The sequence below is a fragment of the Streptomyces sp. PKA51 genome (genome assembly GCF_057552455.1).
Window position 1 is genome coordinate 594,608 of the sequence record NZ_BAAJPZ010000001.1, and the last position, 19,831, is coordinate 614,438.

Consider the following 19,831-nt stretch of genomic DNA (forward strand, 5'->3'; position numbering starts at 1 on the left):
GAAGGTTCCACGTCACATGTCCAACGACAGCAAGCTCGTTGACTACCTCAAGTGGGTCACGGCCGATCTGCACCAGACCCGCCAACGACTGCTGGAGGCCGAGTCGGGCAAGCAGGAGCCGATCGCCATCGTCGGCATGTCCTGCAGGCTGCCCGGCGGTGTGCGCTCGCCCGAGGAGCTGTGGGTGCTGCTGCACGAAGGACGCGACGGCATCACGGACTTCCCGACCGACCGCGGCTGGGACCTGGCCACCCTCACCGGCGACGGCGGCGGCCGCAGTGCGACCGCCCAGGGCGGTTTCGTCGACGCCGCCGCCTTCGACGCCGACTTCTTCGGCATCTCGCCCCGCGAGGCCGTCACCATGGACCCGCAGCAGCGCCTGCTGCTGGAGACCTCCTGGGAGGCGTTCGAGCGGGCGGGCATCGACCCCACCGCACTGCAGGGCACGAGGACCGGTGTCTTCGTCGGGACGAACGGCGTCGACTACGCCGGTGTGGTCATGAACTCCCGGGAGGACATCGAGGGCCACGGCGGCACCAGCCTGGCCGGCAGCGTCCTCTCCGGCCGCATCTCCTACACCTTCGGGCTGGAGGGCCCGGCGGTGACGGTCGACACGGCCTGCTCGTCCTCCCTGGTCGCCCTGCACCTGGCCGCCCACGCCCTGCGCAACGGGGAGTGCTCGCTGGCGCTGGTGGGCGGCGTCACGGTGCTGTCGACCCCCATGGGCTTCTCGGGCTTCAGCCGGCAGGGCGGCCTGGCGACGGACGGCCGGTGCAAGGCGTTCGCCGATGCGGCCGACGGCACCGGCTGGTCGGAGGGCGTGGGCATTCTGGTGGTGGAGCGGCTGTCGGATGCCCGCCGCAATGGCCACCGTGTGCTGGCTGTGGTGCGGGGGAGTGCGGTCAACCAGGACGGTGCGTCCAACGGTCTGACGGCGCCCAACGGCCCGTCCCAGCAGCGGGTGATCCGGCAGGCGCTGGCCGCCGCCGGTCTGTCCACGGCCGACGTCGACGCGGTGGAGGCGCACGGCACCGGAACCACCCTCGGCGACCCCATCGAGGCGCAAGCCCTGCTGTCGACCTACGGCCAGGACCGCGAGGCGGACCGGCCGCTGCTGCTGGGCTCGGTGAAGTCCAACATCGGCCACACCCAGGCCGCCGCCGGTGTCGCGGGCGTCATCAAAATGGTGCTGGCGATGCAGGAGGGCGTGCTGCCCCGCACGCTGCACGTCGACGCCCCGTCCTCCCACGTGGACTGGACGGCCGGAGCGGTGGAACTGCTGACGGACGAGCGGCCGTGGCCCGAGGTCGACCGGCCCTGGCGAGCGGGCGTCTCGTCCTTCGGCATCAGCGGGACGAACGCCCACGTCATCCTGGAGCAGCCCGAGCCGGTCGAGACGCCGGCGGAGACGTCGGCCGAGGTCCCGGTGGTGGCGGCGGGCGTGGTGCCCCTGCTGCTGTCCGGAAAGACCGAGGCGGCGCTCGATGCCCAGTGGCAGCAGGTGTCCCCGCTGACCACGCTGTCCTCCCCGCTCGACGTGGGGTTCTCGCTGGCAACCGAGCGCTCGCACCTGGAACACCGGGCCGTGCTGCTGGCGTCGGAGGTCGGTGAGGCGGTCGAGGTGGCGCGTGGGGTGGCCGGTGATGTGGCCGGTGGTCTTGCGGTGCTGTTCTCGGGCCAGGGCGCTCAGCGTGCGGGTATGGGGCGGGAGTTGTGCGAGCGTTTCCCGGTGTTCGCGGAGGCGCTGGAGGCGGTGACGGGTCTGCTGGACGCCGAGCTGGAGCGGCCGCTGCGTGCGGTGATGTCCGGTGAGGCGGAGGGCTTGGACGAGACCGGTTACACCCAGCCGGCCCTTTTCGCCTTCGAGGTGGCACTGTTCCGACTGGTGGAGTCCTGGGGTATCAGGCCCGACTTCGTCGCGGGTCACTCGGTCGGCGAGATCACGGCCGCACACGTTGCCGGTGTGCTGTCTCTTGAGGACGCGTGTCGTCTGGTGGCTGCTCGCGCCCGGCTGATGAGCGCGTTGCCGTCCGGTGGGGCGATGGTGGCCGTGCAGGCGTCGGAGGAGGAGGTCCGCTCGCGCCTGATCGACGGCGTGTCGATCGCTGCCGTCAACGGCCCGCAGTCCGTCGTGGTCTCCGGTGACGAAGCAGCGGTTCTCCGCGTCGCCGAGGGCCTGAAGTCCCAGCGGCTGCCGGTCAGTCATGCCTTCCACTCGGCGTTGATGGAGCCGATGCTGGAGGAGTTCCGGCGGGTGGCCGAGGCCATCGCCTACTCCGCCCCCGTCATACCCGTCGTCTCCAACCTCACCGGTGACCTCGCGGACCCCGAGCACCTCTGCTCCGCCGAGTACTGGGTGCGGCACGTGCGCGAGACCGTCCGCTTCGCCGACGGTGTCCGTACCCTCGCCGCCGAAGGTGCCACCGTCTTCCTCGAACTGGGCCCCGACGCCACGCTCACCGCCCTCGCCCAGCACACCCTGGACCCCGAGCAGAACCCGGTGGCCGTCTCCGCCCTGCGCAAGGACCGCCCCGAGGAGACGGCCCTGCTCACCGCCCTCGCCCGCCTCCACGTCGCGGGCGTCGGTATCGACTGGGCCGCCTGGTACGCGGGTACGGGCGCCCGGCGCGTCGAGCTGCCCACGTACCCCTTCCAGCACGAGCGCCACTGGCCCCGCCCTGCCGCGGCCACCGGTGACGTCACCGGTGCCGGTCTGCTGCCCGCCGGGCATCCGCTCCTGGGGGCGACGCTGGCGCTCGCGGACTCCGACGAGGTGCTCTTCACCGGTCGGCTGTCCCTGCAGTCCCACCCCTGGCTGGCCGACCACGCCATCGGTGGCCGGGTCCTCTTCCCCGCCACCGGCTTCCTGGAGCTGGCGCTGCGCACCGGCGACCAGGTCGGCTGCGACCGGGTGGAGGAGTTCACGCTGCTGGCCCCGCTCGTCCTGCCCGTGGACGGTGCCGTCCAGGTGCAGGTCCTGGCCGGCGCCCCCGACGAGTCGGGGGCCCGCACCGTCACCGTCCACTCGCGCCCCGAGGACGCCGCCCCCGACCTGCCGTGGACCGAGCACGCCTCGGGCCTGCTGGCCGCCGGCGAGCACGTGACGGAGTTCGACGCCGCCGCCTGGCCCCCGGCCAACGCCGTCGTCATGGACCTGGAGGGCTTCTACGAGCGCACCGAGTACGGCCCCGCCTTCCAGGGGCTGCGCTCGCTGTGGGTGCGCGAGGGCGAGGCGTTCGTCGAGGCGGCCCTGCCGAACGGCACGGCCGAGGACGCCGCCGCGTTCCTGCTGCACCCCGCCCTCCTCGACGCCGTCCTGCACGCCCACGGCTTCGCGGGCGTCGGCGACGAGCACACCCTGCTGATGCCCTTCGGCTGGCAGGGCGTCTCCCTGCACGCCGCCGGCGCCTCCGTCGTGCGCGCCCGCCTCGCGAAGACCGGCGAGGACTCCGTCTCCCTCGCCGTGGCCGACGTCGAGGGCGCGCCCGTGCTCTCCGCCCGCAAGCTGACGCTGCGGGCCCGCTCGGCCGCCGTGCAGGGCGCCCCGCGCCGCAGCCCCGAGCACGACGCGCTGCTCTCCCTGGACTGGGTGCCCGCGCCCGACGCCGAACCCGTCACCGGCCTGCGATGCGCGGTCCTGGGCACCGAGGCACCCGCCGGCCCGGCCGCCCCTCTCGTGCCTTCCCTCGCCGACCTGCGCGGCGACGAGGACCTGGTGCTGGTGCCGCTGTCCGGCACGGCCGGCCCCGAGGACGACGTGCCGGCTGCCGCGCACGCGCTCACCGCCCGTGTCCTGGAGCTGCTGCACGAGTGGTTCGCGCCGCAGCGCACGGGCGACGCGCGGCTCGTGTTCGTCACCCGCGGCGCCGTCTCCGCCGAGGAGGGCGAGGGCGTACGCGACCTGGCCGCGGCCGCCGCCTGGGGCCTGGTGCGCTCGGCGCAGTCCGAGAACCCCGGCCGGCTGCTGATCGCCGACCTCGACGACACCGCCGACCTCGCCCACCTCCTGCCCCTGCTGCCGGCCCTCTCGGCCACCGGCGACGCCCAGTTCGTCGTGCGCGACGGCGCCGTCCGCGTCGGCCGCCTGGCCCACCTCGGCCCGGCGGCCGGCCTGCTGCCGCCCCCGGACGGCGGCCCCTGGCGCCTGGACAGCCCGGCCAAGGGCAGCCTCGACGGCCTGGCCCTCGTCCCCTGCCCCGACGCGGCCGCGCCGCTGACCCCCGGCCGGGTACGGATCCGGGTGCAGGCCGCCGGCGTCAACTTCCGCGACGTCCTCAACGCCCTGGGCATGTACCCCGGTGAGGCCGGGCTGCTGGGCGGCGAGGCCGCCGGCACCGTCGTCGAGACCGGGCCCGGCGTGACCGGCCTGCGCCCCGGCGACCGCGTCATGGGCATGGTGGCCGGCGGCTTCGGCCCGCTGGCCGTCGCCGACCACCGGGTCCTCGCCAAGGTGCCCGACGACTGGACCGCGCAGCAGGCGGCCTCCGTGCCCCTGGTCTTCCTCACCGCCCTGTACGCCCTGAAGGACCTCGCCGGCCTGCAGGCCGGGCAGCGCATCCTCGTCCACGCCGGTGCCGGCGGCGTCGGCATGGCCGCGATCCAGCTCGCCCGCCACCTGGGCGCCGAGGTCTTCGCCACCGCCAGTGAGGGCAAGTGGGACACCCTGCGGGCCCTGGGCGTCGCCGACGACCACATCGCCTCCTCCCGCACCACCGGCTTCGAGGAGCGCTTCCGCGAGGTCACCGGCGGCCGCGGCATGGACGTCGTCCTCAACGCCCTGGCCGGCGAGTTCGTCGACGCCTCCCTGCGGCTGACCGCCCCCGGCGGCCGCTTCCTGGAGATGGGCAAGACCGACATCCGCGATCCGCACGGCCTCACCGGCGTGCACTACCGCGCCTTCGACCTCGCCGAGGCCGGCCCCGACCGCATCGCCGGGCTCCTCGCCGAGCTCCTCGGCCTGTTCGCCGACGGCGCGCTGCACCCGCTGCCGGTGACCACCTGGGACGTACGCCGGGCCCGCGAGGCGTTCCGCCACATGAGCCAGGCCCGGCACACCGGCAAGATCGTGCTGACCATGCCGCGCGCCTGGGACCCCGAGGGGACCGTCCTGATCACCGGCGGCACCGGCGGTCTGGGCGCCCGCCTCGCCCGCCACCTCGTCACCGAACGCGGCGTCAAGCACCTGCTGCTGCTCAGCCGCCGGGGCGCGGACGCGCCCGGCGCCGCCGGCCTGCACACCGAACTGACCGGCCTGGGCGCCGAGGTCACCGTCGCCGCCTGCGACGTCGCGGACCGCGACGCGCTCGCGGCCGTCCTGGCCACCGTCCCCGCCGCCCACCCGCTCACCGCGGTCGTCCACACCGCCGGCATCCTCGACGACGGCGTCCTCGCCTGGCTGACCCCCGAGCGCCTCGCCCGCGTCCTGCGCCCCAAGGCGGACGCCGCCTGGCACCTGCACGAGCTCACCAAGGACCGCGATCTCGCGGCGTTCGTGCTGTTCTCCTCCATCTCCGGCGTCACCGGCGCCGGCGGCCAGGCCAACTACGCCGCCGGCAACGTCTTCCTGGACGCCCTCGCCCGCCACCGCACCGCCCTCGGCCTGCCGGCCCAGTCGCTGTCGTGGGGCGCGTGGGCGGCCACCGCCGGCATGACCGGCTCGCTCTCCGAGACCGACATGCAGCGCATCGCCTCCTCCGGGGTGCCCCCGCTGTCCGTCGAGCAGGGCCTCGCCCTCTTCGACGCCGCCGGCACCTGCGACGCCGGCCACCTCGTCGCCATCGGCACCGTCTCCGGGCCCGTCCGCGTACCCGGCCCCGTGCCGCCCGTCCTGCGCGACCTCGTCAAGCCCGGCCGGCGCACCGCCGCCACCACCGCCGAGGGCGCCGGCATCGCCGGCATGCTCACCCGGCGCCTGTGGGACCTGCAGGGCGAGGAGCGCCCGAAGTTCGTCACCGACCTGGTGCGGACGGAGGCCGCGGCCGTGCTCGGCCACGCCTCCGCCAAGGCCGTCGACGCCCGGCGCGGCTTCCAGGACCTGGGCTTCGACTCGCTGACCGCCGTCGAGCTGCGCAACCGCCTGACCAACGCCACCGGCCTGCGGCTGTCCGCCACCCTCGTCTTCGACTACCCCACCCCCCTCGCGCTCGGCGAACATCTCCTCACCCTCCTGCTCGACCAGCACGACGACGAGGCGCGGGCCGGCGAGGGCGCCCCGGTCGCCACCGCGGCGGCCGACGACCCCGTGGTCATCGTCGGCATGGCCTGCCGGCTCCCCGGCGGCGTACGGTCCCCCGAGGACCTGTGGCAGCTGGTGTTCGAGGGACGCGAGGGCATCGCCGACTTCCCGACCGACCGCGGCTGGGACCTGGAGACCCTGCTGTCCGGCGGACCGGACGGGCGCGGCCGCAGCGCCACCGCCAAGGGCGGCTTCCTCGACGGCATCGCCGAGTTCGACGCCGGCTTCTTCGGCATCGCCCCCCGCGAGGCCCTGGCGATGGACCCCCAGCAGCGCCTGCTGCTGGAGACCTCCTGGGAGGCCATCGAGCGGGCCGGCATCGACCCCGCGTCGCTGCGCGGCAGCCGCACCGGCGTCTTCGTCGGCACCGGCGGCCAGGACTACACGATGCTGGTGATGAACTCCGACGAGGACATCGAGGGCCACACCAGCACCGGTCTCGCCGCCAGCGTCGTCTCCGGCCGCGTCTCGTACACCTTCGGCTTCGAGGGCCCGGCGGTCACGGTCGACACGGCCTGCTCGTCGTCGCTGGTCGCCCTGCACTGGGCCGCCCAGGCCCTGCGCTCCGGCGAGTGCACCCTGGCCCTGGCCGGCGGTGTGACCATCATGTCCACCTCCGTCGGCTTCCCCGGCTTCACCCGGCAGGGCGGGCTGGCGACGGACGGCCGGTGCAAGGCTTTCGCGGACGCGGCCGACGGCACCGGCTGGTCGGAGGGCGTGGGCGTCCTGGTGGTGGAGCGGCTGTCGGATGCCCGCAGGAACGGTCACCGGGTGCTGGCCGTGGTGCGGGGGAGTGCGGTCAACCAGGACGGTGCGTCGAACGGTCTGACGGCGCCCAACGGCCCGTCCCAGCAGCGGGTGATCCGGCAGGCGCTGTCGGCTGCCGGCCTGACCACCGCCGACGTCGATGCCGTCGAGGCGCACGGCACGGGCACCACCCTCGGCGACCCCATCGAGGCCCAGGCCGTCCTGGCCACGTACGGCCAGGGACGCCCCGACGACCGGCCGCTGCTGCTCGGCTCGGTGAAGTCCAACATCGGGCACACCCAGTCGGCGGCGGGCGTCGCCGGCATCATCAAGATGGTCATGGCCATGCGCCACGGCGTCCTGCCGCGCACCCTGCACGTCGACACCCCCAGCTCGCACGTCGACTGGAGCGCGGGGGACGTCGCCCTGCTGACGGAGCCGGCCGACTGGCCCGACACCGGCAGGCCCCGCCGCGCGGCCGTCTCGGCCTTCGGCATCAGCGGTACGAACGCCCACACCATCCTGGAGCAGGCGCCGCCGCAGACCGACGAGCCCGGCACCGCGGACGCCACCGGCACCGCGCCGGCGACGCTTCCCTGGCCCGTCTCGGCCAAGTCCGAGGCGGCCCTTGCGGACCAGCTCGCCCAACTGCAGCAGTGGCTGGCCGAACACCCCGGGCTCTCACCCGCCGACGTCGGCTTCTCCCTTGCGGCGGGACGGTCGGTGTTCGACCACCGGGCCGTGCTGCTGGCGTCGGAGGCCGGTGAGGCGGTCGAGGTGGCGCGTGGGGTGGCCGGTGATGTGGCCGGTGGTCTTGCGGTGCTGTTCTCGGGCCAGGGCGCTCAGCGTGCCGGCATGGGACGCGAGTTGTCCGAGCGTTTTCCGGTGTTCGCCGAGGCGCTGGAGACGGTGACGGCTCTGCTCGATGCCGAGCTGGAGCGGCCGCTGCGCGAGGTGATGTCCGGCGAGGCGGAGGGCCTGGACGAGACCGGCTACACCCAGCCGGCTCTCTTCGCCTTCGAGGTGGCACTGTTCCGACTGATGGAGTCCTGGGGTATCAGGCCCGACTTCGTCGCGGGTCACTCCGTCGGCGAGATCACCGCAGCCCATGTCGCCGGTGTGCTGTCTCTTGAGGACGCGTGTCGTCTGGTGGCTGCTCGCGCCCGGCTGATGAGCGCGTTGCCGTCCGGTGGGGCGATGGTGGCCGTGCAGGCGTCGGAGGAGGAGGTCCGCTCCCGCCTGATCGACGGTGTGTCCATTGCTGCCGTCAACGGCCCGCAGTCCGTCGTGGTCTCCGGTGAGGAGGCAGCGGTTCTGCGCGTCGCGGAGGGCTTGAAGTCGCAGCGTCTTCCCGTGAGTCACGCTTTCCACTCGGCGTTGATGGAGCCGATGCTGGAGGAGTTCCGGCGGGTGGCCGAGGCCATCGCCTACTCCGCCCCCGCCATCCCCGTCGTCTCCAACCTCACCGGCACCCTGGCCGAACCGGGCCTGCTGCGCTCGGCCGACTACTGGGTGCGGCACGTGCGCGAGACCGTCCGCTTCGCCGACGGCGTTCGCCATCTCGCCGCCCGCGGTGCCTCCGTCTTCCTGGAGCTCGGCCCGGACGCGACCCTCACCGCCCTCGTCCGGCACACCCTGGACCCCGAGCAGAACCCGGTGGCCGTCTCCGCGCTGCGCAAGGACCGCCCCGAGGAGACGGCCCTGCTCACCGCCCTCGCCCGCCTCCACGTCGCGGGCGTCGACGTCGAGTGGCCCACTTGGTACGCCGGTACGGGCGCCCGGCGCGTGGAGCTGCCCACGTACCCCTTCCAGGGACAGCGGTTCTGGCCGCGGACGCGCGACGCCGCCGCGCCGGCCCCGGCCGACGCCGACGACGCGTTCTGGTCCGTCGTCGAGGGCGAGGACCTGGACGTCGCCGCCCTCGCCGCCGACCTCGACGTCAGCGCCGAGGCCCTGGGCGCCGTGCTGCCCGCCCTGACCTCCTGGCGCCGGCACCGGCGCGACCGGTCCGCGCTCGACGCGCTGTGCCACCGCGAGGCGTGGAAGCCGCTGACCGGCGGCCCGCGCACGGCGCCCCCCGCCGGCCGCCGCCTGGTCGTCGTCCCGGCGCACTGCGCGCCCGACGAGGCGTGGATGCAGGACGCCGTACGGGCCGTGGGCACCGACACCGTGCTGCTGACCGTCGACGTGCGCGCCGGCGAGGCCACGGACCGCCCGGCGCTCGCCGCCCGGCTGCGTGAACTCACCACGCCGGACGGCGGCTTCACCGGCGTCGTCTCGTTCCTCGCGCTCGCCGACGGCACCGACGCGGCGCCCGCCGTCGCGACCGTGGCCACGGCCGTGCTGTTGCAGTCGCTCGGCGACGCGGGCATCGCCGCGCCGCTGTGGTGCGTCACCCGCGGCGCCGTGACCGTCGGCCGCTCCGACCGCCCCGCCTCGGCCGCCCAGGCCGGGGTGTGGGGCCTCGGCCGCGTGGCCGCGCTCGAACATCCGGCGCGGTGGGGCGGCCTGGTCGACCTGCCCGAGCAGCTGGACGCCCGGGCGGCCCGGCGGTTCGCCGCCGTCCTGGCCGGCAGCGACGGGGAGGACCAGGTCGCCGTCCGCTCCTCCGCCGCCTACGGGCGCCGGCTCGTGCCGGCCGCACCCGCCGCGGACGACGCCGCGTGGACGCCGCGCGGCACCGTCCTGATCACCGGCGGCACCGGTGGCCGGGGCAGCCGCATCGCCCGCACCCTCGCCGAGGCCGGTGCCGAGCGGCTGGTGCTGGTGAGCCGGCGCGGTCCCGACGCGCCGGGCGCCGCCGAACTGGCCGCCGCACTGCGCGACCTCGGCGCCCACGCCGACCTCGTCGCCTGCGACGCGGCCGACCGCGAGGCCCTGGCGGCCGTCCTGGCCGGCATCCCCGAGGACGCCCCGCTCACGGCCGTCGTCCACGCCGCCGCAACCGTCGACGACGGCGTGCTGGACGAGCTGACCCCCGAACGCCTCACCGCGCTCCTGTCCACCACGGCCCGGGCCGCCCGGAACCTCGACGAGCTGACCCGCGACCACGACCTGGACGCCTTCGTCCTGTGCACCTCCGTGGCGGGACCGCTCGGCACCCCCGGCCGGGCGGCCCTCGCCGTCGCCGGCGCCGTGAGCGAGGCGCTGGCCACCCGGCGCCGGGCGGCCGGGCTGCCCGCGACGGCTCTGGCCTGGGGCGCCTGGAGCGGCGGCGAGCCGGCCACCGGCACCGCACCGCAGCGCCACGCGGCCCACCCGGCCCTGGACCAGGAGCTCGCCCTGGCCGCCGTCCGTCGGGCCGCCGCGCGCCCGGAGGCCGCGCTCGTCCTGCTCGACACGCGCCGGCAGCAGGCCCTCGACGCCCTCGCCGCCCTGCGCACCAGCCCGCTGCTGCGGGAGCTGACCGGTACCGGTCAGGCCGCCGAGGAGCCGGCGCAGGCCGCGGGCGAGTCCGCCCGGACGGCCGGTTCCGCGCTGCGGGAACGGCTGCTGGCGCTGCCGGCGGGCGAGCGCGGCCCGGCCGTCGTCGGGCTGGTGCGCACGCACGTCGCGGCGGTGCTCGGGTACGCCGACGCCGCGGCCGTCGAGGCGGACAAGAAGTTCCGCGACCTCGGCTTCGACTCGCTGACCGCCATCGAACTGCCCAACCGGCTGAGCCTGGCCACGGGCGTGGCCCTGCCCGCCACCGCCGTCTTCGACCACCCCACCTCGCGGGTGCTCGCCGACCACCTGCTCACCGAACTCCTCGGCCAGCACGCCGCGGCCCCCGCACAGGCGGGCGGCACGGCCGCCGGCCCGCGCTCCGACGACCCGGTCGTCATCGTCGGCATGGCCTGCCGGCTGCCCGGCGGGGTGAGTTCGCCCGAGGACCTGTGGCGCCTGGTCGCCGAGGGCCGCGACGGCATCTCCCCCTTCCCCGCCGACCGCGGCTGGGACCTGGAGACCCTGCGCACCGGCGGCCCCGGCGGCCGGGGCCGCAGCGCCACGCTGGAGGGCGGCTTCCTGCAGGGCGTCGCCGACTTCGACGCCGGATTCTTCGGCATCTCCCCGCGCGAGGCGCTCGCCATGGACCCGCAGCAGCGCCTGCTGCTGGAGACCTCCTGGGAGGCCGTCGAGCGGGCCGGCATCGACCCGCAGCGCCTGCAGGGCAGCCCCACGGGCGTCTTCGTCGGCACCAACGGGCTCGACTACGCCCAGTTGATGACCACCTCCCGCGACGACGTCGCCGGCCACACCGGCACGGGCCTGGCAAGCAGCGTGATGTCCGGCCGCATCTCCTACACCCTCGGCCTGGAGGGCCCGGCCGCCACGCTCGACACGGCCTGCTCGTCGTCGCTGGTCGCCCTGCACTGGGCCGCGCAGTCCCTGCGCGAGGGCGAGTGCGACCTGGCGCTGGCCGGCGGCGTGACCGTCATGACCACACCGGCGAGCTTCGCGGGCTTCACCGTCCAGGGCGGCCTCGCCCCCGACGGCCGGTGCAAGGCGTACTCCGACGCGGCCGACGGCACCGCCTGGTCGGAGGGCGTGGGCATGCTCGTCCTGGAGCGCCTGTCGGACGCCCGCCGCAACGGGCACCCCGTCCTGGCCGTCGTGCGCGGCTCGGCGGTCAACCAGGACGGCGCCTCCAACGGCCTGACCGCCCCCAACGGCCCCTCCCAGCAGCGCGTCATCCGCCAGGCCCTGGCCGCCGCCGGCCTCACGGCGCGCGACGTGGACGCGGTCGAGGGCCACGGCACCGGCACCCCGCTCGGCGACCCCATCGAGGCACAGGCCCTGATGGCCACCTACGGGCAGGACCGCGACGCGGACCGGCCGCTGCTGCTGGGCTCGCTGAAGTCGAACATCGGCCACGCCCAGGCGGCCGCCGGCGTCGCCGGCGTGATCAAGACCGTCATGGCGCTGCGGCACGGCGTCCTGCCGAAGTCGCTCCACCTCGACGAGCCCTCCTCGCACGTCGACTGGACGGCGGGCGCCGTCGAACTGCTGCGGGAGGCCCGGCCGTGGCCCGAGCGCGACCGGCCGCGGCGCGCGGGCGTGTCCTCGTTCGGCATCTCCGGCACCAACGCCCACGTCATCCTCGAACAACCCGAGAACCAGCCCGGGAACCAGCCCGAGGACCAGCCCGAGGACCAGCCCGGGAGCCGGCCCGAGTCCGGGCCGCTCGCCGCTGCGGGCCCGGTCCCGTGGGTGGTCTCCGGCCGGTCCGAGGCCGCCCTGGCCCGGCAGCTCGAACAGCTCGCCGCACCCGCCGGCGAGCCGGGCCGCCGGCCCGTCGACGTGGGCTACTCGCTCGCGGCCGGACGCCCGCTGTTCGAGCACCGTGCCGTGCTGCTGGCCTCGCAGGCGGACGAGGACGGGACCGTGGAGACCGTCGAGGTCGCCCGCGGTCACGCCGGTGGGACGACCGGCCCGCTCGCCGTCCTCTTCTCCGGCCAGGGCGCGCAGCGCCCGGGCATGGGCCGGGAACTGTACGCCCGCTTCCCGGTGTTCGCCGAGGCCCTCGACGCCGTCGCCGCCCACCTCGACACCGAGCTGGAGCGCCCGCTGCGCGAGGTGATGTTCGACCCCGACGGCCGGCTGCTGAACGAGACGGGCTGCACCCAGCCCGCCCTGTTCGCCTTCGAAGTGGCCCTCTTCCGGCTGGTGCAGTCCTGGGGCGTCACGCCCGACCACGTCGCAGGCCACTCCATCGGCGAGATCGCCGCGGCCCACGTCGCGGGCGTGCTCTCCCTGGAGGACGCCTGCACGCTGGTCGCCGCCCGGGCGCGGCTGATGGACGCGCTGCCCGCCGGCGGTGCCATGGTCGCCGTCCAGGCGAGCGAGGAGGAGGTGACGGCCCGTCTCGTCGCCGGCGCCGCCATCGCCGCCGTCAACGGCCCCGACGCCGTCGTGATCGCCGGCGAGGAGGCCACCGTGCTGCGCATCGCGGGCGAACTGGCCGCCGAGGGCCGCAGGACGCAGCGGCTGACCGTCAGCCACGCCTTCCACTCGCCCCTGATGGAGCCGATGCTGGAGGACTTCCGCGCCGTCGCCGAGGGCCTGACCTACCACCCGCCGGCCATTCCCGTCGTCTCCCACGTCACCGGCGCCCTCGCCGGGCCCGAGGAGCTGGGCTGCGCCGAGTACTGGGTGCGGCATGTGCGCGAGACCGTCCGCTTCGCCGACGGCATCCGCGCCCTGGCCGCCGAAGGCGTCACCGCCTTCCTCGAACTGGGCCCCGACGGCGTCCTGACCGCCCTCGCGCAGCGCATCCTGGACCCCGAGCAGAACCCGGTGGCCGTCCCCGCCCAGCGCAAGGACCGGCCGGAGACCACCGCCCTGCTGACCGCCCTGGCCACGCTGCACGTCGCCGGCATCGGCATCGACTGGGCCGCCTGGTACGCCGGTTCCGGCGCGCGGCGCGTCGACCTGCCGACGTACCCCTTCGAGCGCGAGCGCTACTGGCCGCGGCCCGTCGCCCTCACCGGCGATGTGACCTCCGCCGGCATGGTCTCCACGGACCACCCGCTGCTGGGGGCCGCCGTGCAGCTGGCCGGGTCCGGGGGAGTGCTGTTCACCAGCCGCCTGTCGCTGCAGGTGCACGGCTGGCTCACCGACCACACGGTGGGCGACGCGGTCGTCCTGCCGGCCGCCGGCTTCGTCGAACTGGCCGTCCGCGCCGGTGACCAGGTCGGCTGCGACCGGGTCGAGGAGCTCACCGTCACCACCCCGCTGGCCCTGGCCGGCTCCGGCACGGCCCTGACGCTGCAGGTGTGGATCGGCGCACCCGACGAGGCGGGGGCGCGCGAGGTGCGCTTCCACTCCCGCCCGGAAGGCGCGCCCGAGGAGCCGTGGACCGAGCACGCCACCGGCGTGCTCGCCCCCGGCGCCAGGATCACCGGCCTGGACGCCGCCTCCTGGCCGCCCGCCGGCGCGAGCGCCGTCGACCTCGACGGCTTCTACGACGGCACCCCCTACGGCCCGGCCTTCCAGGGCCTGCGCGCGGTGTGGGTGCGCGGCGACGAGGCGTTCGTCGAAGCCGAACTGACGGGCGAGGCCGCCGGCGACGCCCAGTACTTCGGCATTCACCCGGCGCTGCTGGACGCCCTCACGCACGCCGCCGGCTTCACCGGCGCCGGCGACGAGGACGTCATCGCCCGGCCCGTGTCCTTCCACGGCGTCTCCCTGCACGCCGCGGGCGCCTCGGCGCTGCGGGCGCGCCTGACCCGTACCGGTGACGACAGCGTCTCGCTGACCGCGGTCGACGCCGACGGCGCCCCCGTCCTGTCGGCGGACACCCTCGTCCTGCGGGCCCCGTCGGACGAAGTGGTCGCCGCCCGGGCGCGCGAGCCCCTCTTCCACGTCGCCTGGGTGCCCGCCCCCGAGGCGAGCACCGCCCCCGCGCCGCGCACGGCCACGCTCGGCGCCCTGGGCGCCGGTTCGGCGGCGGAGCTGGCCGCCCTCTCCGGCGGCGAGGAGCTCGTCGTCGTCCCCGTCGCCGGGCCCGCCGGCGGCGACGTGCCGGCCGCGGTCCACGAGGTGACCGCCCACGCCCTGGACCTGGTGCAGGCCTGGCTCGCCGACGACCGCTTCGCCGCCGCCCGCCTGGTCCTCCTCACCCGGGGTGCCGTCCGTGCCGACGCGGGGGACACGGTCCAAGACCTCGCCGCCGGCGCGGTGTGGGGCCTGGTGCGCTCCGCCCACGCCGAACACCCGGACCGGTTCGTCCTGCTGGACCTGGACCTGGACCTGGACCAGGACCAGGATCAGGACGCCGCCGCGGCCGATGCGCTGGCCCGGCTGTCCGGACCGCTGTCCGGCGGCGACGCGCAGTTCGTCGTCCGGGACGGGGTCCTGCGCGTGGGCCGGCTCGCCGCCCTGCCCGGCGCGCCCGCCGGCGAGGTGCCCTGGCGCCCCGACGGCACCGTACTGATCACCGGTGGCACCGGCGCCCTCGGCGGGCACCTGGCACGGCACCTGGCCCGCGCCGGGCTGCGGCACCTGCTGCTGACCAGCCGCCGCGGCCCCGCCGCGCCCGGCGCGGCCGAACTCGTCGCCGAACTCGAGGAGCTGGGCGCCCGGCCCACCGTCGTGGCCTGCGACGCCGCCGACCGCGAGGCGCTGGCCGCGACCTTGGCCGCGATCCCCGCCCGGCACCCGCTGACCGCCGTGATCCACACGGCCGGCGTCCTCGACGACGGTGTGATCACCTCCCTGGACGCCGGGCGCCTGTCGGGCGTGCTGCGGCCGAAGGCGGACGCCGCCTGGCACCTGCACGAACTCACCCGCGAGCACGCGCCCGAGCTGGCCGCCTTCCTGGCCTTCTCCTCCGTCGCGGGTGTCATGGGCAGTCCCGGCCAGGGCAACTACGCCGCCGCCAACGCCTTCCTCGACGCCCTCGCCCAGCACCGCCGCGCCCTGGGCCTGCCCGGCACGTCACTGGCCTGGGGCCCCTGGGCGCAGGACGCGGGCATGACCAGCTCGCTGAGCGAGGCCGACGTCCAGCGCATGCAGTCCGGCGGCATGCCGCCGCTGTCGGTCGAGCACGGACTGCGTCTGTTCACCGCCGCCCTCTCCGAGGACGAGCCGCTGATCGTCCCGCTGGGCCTGGCCGCCGGCACCATGCGCCCGGTCGGCGACGTGCCGCCGCTCTTCCGCGGCCTGGTCAAGGGCGGCCGGCGCGCCGCCGCCACCGCCTCCGGCGCGGCCGGTACCCCCGTCTCCTTCACCCGGCAACTGCTGGAGATGGGCGAGGCCGAGCGCGTGCGCCACGTCGTCGACCTCGTGCGCACCGAGGCCGCGGCCGTCCTCGGCCACGCCTCGCCGAAGGAGATCGAGGCCAAGCGCGACTTCTACGAGCTGGGCTTCGACTCGCTCACCTCGGTGGAGCTGCGCAACCGCCTCGCCGCCGTCACCGGTCTGCGACTGCCGGCCACGCTGGTGTTCGACAGCCGGACGCCCGCCGACCTGGCCGCCTGGCTGCGCAGCGAACTGGCCGCGCAGCCGGGCCCGGAGGGCGCCGCCGAGGGCCTGAGGGTGCCGTCCGGCGAGGTGGAGATCGACTCGCTGGAGCGGCTGTTCCTCGACGCGATGGCGGGCGGCAAGCTGCCGGAGGCCCAGCGGATGCTGGCGACCGTGGCCGCCCTGCGACCGACGTTCGAGGCCACGGCCGAACTGGAGGACCTGCCGCTGGCGGCCGCCCTGGCCGAGGGGCCGGGCAGGCCGCGCCTGATCTGCGTCAGCGCCCCCACCGCCAACGGCGGCGTGCACCAGTACGCCCGGCTCGCCGCCCACTTCCGCGGGCAGCGCGACGTCCAGGCCCTGCCGCTGATCGGCTTCGCGACCGGCGAGCGGCTGCCCGCCACGCCCGAGAGCGCCACCCGGGTCATCGCCGAGAGCGCCCTGCGGGCCAGCGACGGGGAGCCCTTCGTGCTGGTCGGTCACTCCTCCGGCGGATCCTTCGCCTACGCGGCGGCGGGCCTGCTGGAGAGCACCTGGGGCATCCGCCCCGAGGCGGTGATCCTCCTCGACACCCTCAGCATCCAGCACAACAGCGACGAGGGCATCGACTACGCGGGCATGATGCGGCTGAACTTCACCGGCGAGGAGAGCTCCCCGGTGCGGATGACCAACTCCCGGCTGTCGGCCATGGGCCGCTGGATGGTCCTGCTCAACCAGCTTCAGGTGCACCACACCAGCGCCCCCGTGCTGATGGTGCAGTGCGCGCGCGACCTGCTGGCCGGCTCCGCGCCCGCCGAGGGCGACGACAAGCCGCTGATCCCCTCGGCCCACGTGCGCAGGGTCGACGCGGACCACCTGTCGATGGTCCGCGAGGACTCCGAGCAGACCGCACGCATCATGCAGGAGTGGCTGCAGTCGCTGACCGCCGGTCGCTGACCGGCCGCCGGCGGCGCGGGGACGAGCGGGCCATCGGGCCCGCTCGTCCCCTCACTCCTTCGGCACCTCGGCGCCGCCGCCGGCCCGTACGGCCTCCAGCACGGCCCGGTGCAGGGCGTGCAGGCCGGCGGCGGGCACGGGGGCGGGGCTGCCGGTCAGGACGTACCACTCCTCGGCGCCGGTGTACTGCACGTGGACGTCGGCCCGCCCGTCCGCGCGGCGGGCGGTGACGACGGTGAGGTCGCCGGTGATGACGCCGACCTCGTCGGTCATCGCCCCGCCGGGCCCGGCGGGCAGCTCGTCCACGTACTGCTCGTGCTGTCGTGTCATGAGCGACAGGTACCCAGCATCGTGTCGAGCATCTTCTTCTCCCCGTCGGTGACGGTCAGCCCGTAGGTCGACTTCACCGACGTCCAGGCACGGCCGTAGACGCACCAGGCGTCCTTGGCCGGCGGCTGCCACTGGTCGGGGCCCTGATCGCCCTTCGAGCGGTTGGACGCGGCCGAGACCGTCAGCAGCTGCGGGTGCGTCAGGTCGTTGGCGAACTGCTTGCGCTTCTCCGTGGTCCACTGGTCGGCCCCCGAACGCCAGGCATTGGCCAGGGGCACGATGTGGTCGATGTCGACCTGCGAGGCCTTGGTGAAGGTCTTGTCGTCGTACAGGCTGTACCAGGTGCCGGAGACCGCCCGGCACTGGTCGTCCTTCTTCACGTCCTGGCCGTCACGCGCCAGGACCGTCTCCCGGGTGTCGCACTTGTCGCCCTGCTGGGCCCAGTGCGGGAACGCGGCCCGGCTGTAGCCGGACATCGACCGCTGGGCTGCCACGGTCAGCTTCCCCAGCTCCGTACGGGCCTGCGCGACCGACGGCAGTTGCGGCAGGACCTCCTTGGCGCCGTTCTTGCCGCCGCCCCCCGGTGATGCGGGCGCCGACGACGACGCCGCGGACGCGGGGGAGGCGCCCCCGCTCTGCTTGTCCTGCTGTGTGTCCTCGGACTTCCCGCACCCGCTCAGCGCGATGCCCACCGCGCATATCGCCGCCACCATCCCGGCCGACCGCTTCCGACGCCACGTCACCACGTGTCTCCCTGCCAGTGTTCGTCCTGCGTGCCCAGGAAAATCAGGATATCCGCAGCCGCAAGGTCTCCTGGTGCCGCGTCACAATCCCCTTGAGCTCCTAGGTCGCATGACCTAGTTTCGAGCACATGAATGACGACCTGCTCTTAGACCCGGCCGGACCGGTGCTCCTCGTCGGCGGATACGGCACCGTCGGCGCCGAGTTGACCCGCCTCGCCGCACCCTCCTGGCCCCTGCTCCTCGCCGGCCGCACCCCTGCCCGCGGACGGGCCCTCGCCGACGGGACCGGCGCGAGCGTCCGGCAGTGGGACCTCGCCGACCCCCGGCCCTTCTCGGCACCCGTCCGCGCCGTCGTCAGCCTGGTCAACGACCCGGACGACCGCGTCCTGCGCGCCGCCCTGCACGGCGGCGTCCCCTACGTGGACGTCACCCGCTGGACGTCCCGGCTGCAGCGCGCGGCCGCCCTCGCCGCCGTCACCCCCGCCACCGCCCCGGTGCTGCTGTCCTCCGGCTGGATGGGCGGAGTGAGCGCCCTGACCGCCGCGGCCCTCACCCCCGGACCCGGCGCCGCCGTCGAGGTCGCCGTCCGCTACGACCTGCACGACCGCGCCGGCGCCGACTCGGTGGAGTTCATGGACCGCCTCGGCCTGGACTACGAGGTCACCGAGGACGGCCGCCGCCGCACCGTCCTGCCCCTGACCGGCAGCGCAACCGTCGACATCGGCGGACACCGCACCAAGGTGACCCGCATCGACACCCCCGAGCAGTTCACCCTGCCGCTCGCCCTCGGCGCCGCTACCGCCCGCACCCGCATCGGCTTTTCCGCCAACGCCTCCACCTCGATGCTGCTCGCCCTGAAGAAGACCGGCTTCTTCCGGTGGGGACGCGGCGACGCCTTCCGCTCGCTGCGCCGGTCCCTGCTGTACGCGCCGGGCGAGGGCGGCGTCGCCCTGATGCGCGTCGACGTCCGCGGACAGGACGGCCTCACGCGTACCGCAGTCGTCCGCGACGGCGCGGGCCAGGCCCACCTCACCGCCGTGGGCGCCCTGCTGGGACTGCGCCGCGTCCTCGGCGAGGACGGCGCACCGCCGCCCGGCGGTGTGGTCTTCCCCGAGATGACACCCCGCCCGCACGACGTCGTACCCGCCCTGGAGCAGGCCCACGTGGAGGTCACCCTGTCATGACCGGGGAGAAACGACTCACCGCGCGCGGCACCGCACGGCGCACCAGCCTGCTGGACGCCGCGGAGAAGGTCCTCGTCACCAACGGCAACGCCGCCGCCTCGCTGCGGGCCGTCGCCGCCGAGGCGGGCGTACGCATCGGCCACCTCCAGCACTTCTTCCCCACCCGCGCCGACCTGATCCACGCCGTCCTCGCCCGCGCACTGGACCGCTCGCTGCACCGGCTCGCCGGGACGACGGGCTTCCGGCCGGCCGCGGACGACGACGCCCCCGCGGCCGACCCCGCCGCCACGGTGACCGCGCTCCTGGCCGAACACGACGACCCGCACCTGGTCCGCCTGTACGTCGAGGTCTGGGCCCTGGCGGCCAGGGACGAGGACATCGCCCGCGTCGTCCGCGCCTTCTACGACACCTACGTCGCCCACGTGGAGGACTTCGTACGCCGCTCCCGCCCCGGCCTGCCGGCCACCGAACGGCGCGCCCGGGCCCAGACGTTCGTGGCACTGCTCGAAGGAGCCGCCCTGATGCGCTCCGGCATCGCCGGCACCCGCTCCGCGGCCCTGGACCGCCACCTCGTTCGCCAGGCCGTCCGCCTCCTGACCGGCCCACCGGAGCAGGAACCGCCCTCACTCTAGGGAAACCCGCAGTCGACCTTGACGAGGATGGGCCCGGAAGAAGGGTCAGACGTGAGTGTCGGCAGCCGGCAGGTCTGTGCC

The 19,831-nt window shown here is 75.3% G+C and carries 4 protein-coding genes and 1 pseudogene; 3 read left to right on the forward strand and 2 right to left on the reverse strand.

Features of this window, described 5'->3' with window-relative positions; genetic code table 11:
- Positions 1-34 precede the first annotated feature (34 nt).
- Positions 35-16,822, forward strand: a pseudogene (locus AC27L3_RS02215) (type I polyketide synthase); the annotation flags it as partial.
- Positions 16,823-16,912: 90 nt separating this feature from the next.
- Here the strand turns inward: AC27L3_RS02215 and AC27L3_RS02220 are convergent.
- Positions 16,913-17,191 carry a hypothetical protein gene (locus tag AC27L3_RS02220; RefSeq protein ID WP_487232246.1) on the reverse strand — a complete coding sequence of 93 codons (279 nt, stop codon included), beginning with the start codon at positions 17,189-17,191 and terminating at the stop codon, positions 16,913-16,915.
- On the reverse strand, positions 17,188-17,934 hold the full coding sequence (locus AC27L3_RS02225) for an HNH endonuclease family protein (protein ID WP_487232247.1): 747 nt from the start codon (positions 17,932-17,934) through the stop codon (positions 17,188-17,190). Before AC27L3_RS02225 ends, AC27L3_RS02220 begins: the two co-directional genes overlap by 4 nt.
- Before the next feature lie 128 nt (positions 17,935-18,062).
- On the opposite strand from AC27L3_RS02225, the gene AC27L3_RS02230 reads away from it, so the two are divergent.
- Both AC27L3_RS02230 and AC27L3_RS02235 read left to right on the forward strand, forming a co-directional pair.
- Positions 18,063-19,118 (forward strand): saccharopine dehydrogenase family protein, encoded by a 1,056-nt coding sequence (locus AC27L3_RS02230; RefSeq protein ID WP_487232248.1) that lies wholly within the window; start codon positions 18,063-18,065, stop codon positions 19,116-19,118.
- The gene (locus tag AC27L3_RS02235; protein ID WP_487232249.1) at positions 19,115-19,750 is read left to right on the forward strand and encodes a TetR/AcrR family transcriptional regulator; all 636 of its coding nucleotides are present in this window, start codon (positions 19,115-19,117) and stop codon (positions 19,748-19,750) included. The genes AC27L3_RS02230 and AC27L3_RS02235 overlap by 4 nt, the downstream gene beginning before the upstream one ends.
- Positions 19,751-19,831 lie beyond the last annotated feature (81 nt).

Excerpts from the sequence above, each read along its gene's own strand:
- AC27L3_RS02230 (WP_487232248.1), top strand. The coding sequence starts at position 18,063 with ATGAATGACGACCTGCTCTTAGACCCGGCCGGACCGGTGCTCCTCGTC.
- AC27L3_RS02220 (WP_487232246.1), bottom strand. The coding sequence starts at position 17,191 with ATGACACGACAGCACGAGCAGTACGTGGACGAGCTGCCCGCCGGGCCC.
- AC27L3_RS02235 (WP_487232249.1), top strand. The coding sequence starts at position 19,115 with ATGACCGGGGAGAAACGACTCACCGCGCGCGGCACCGCACGGCGCACC.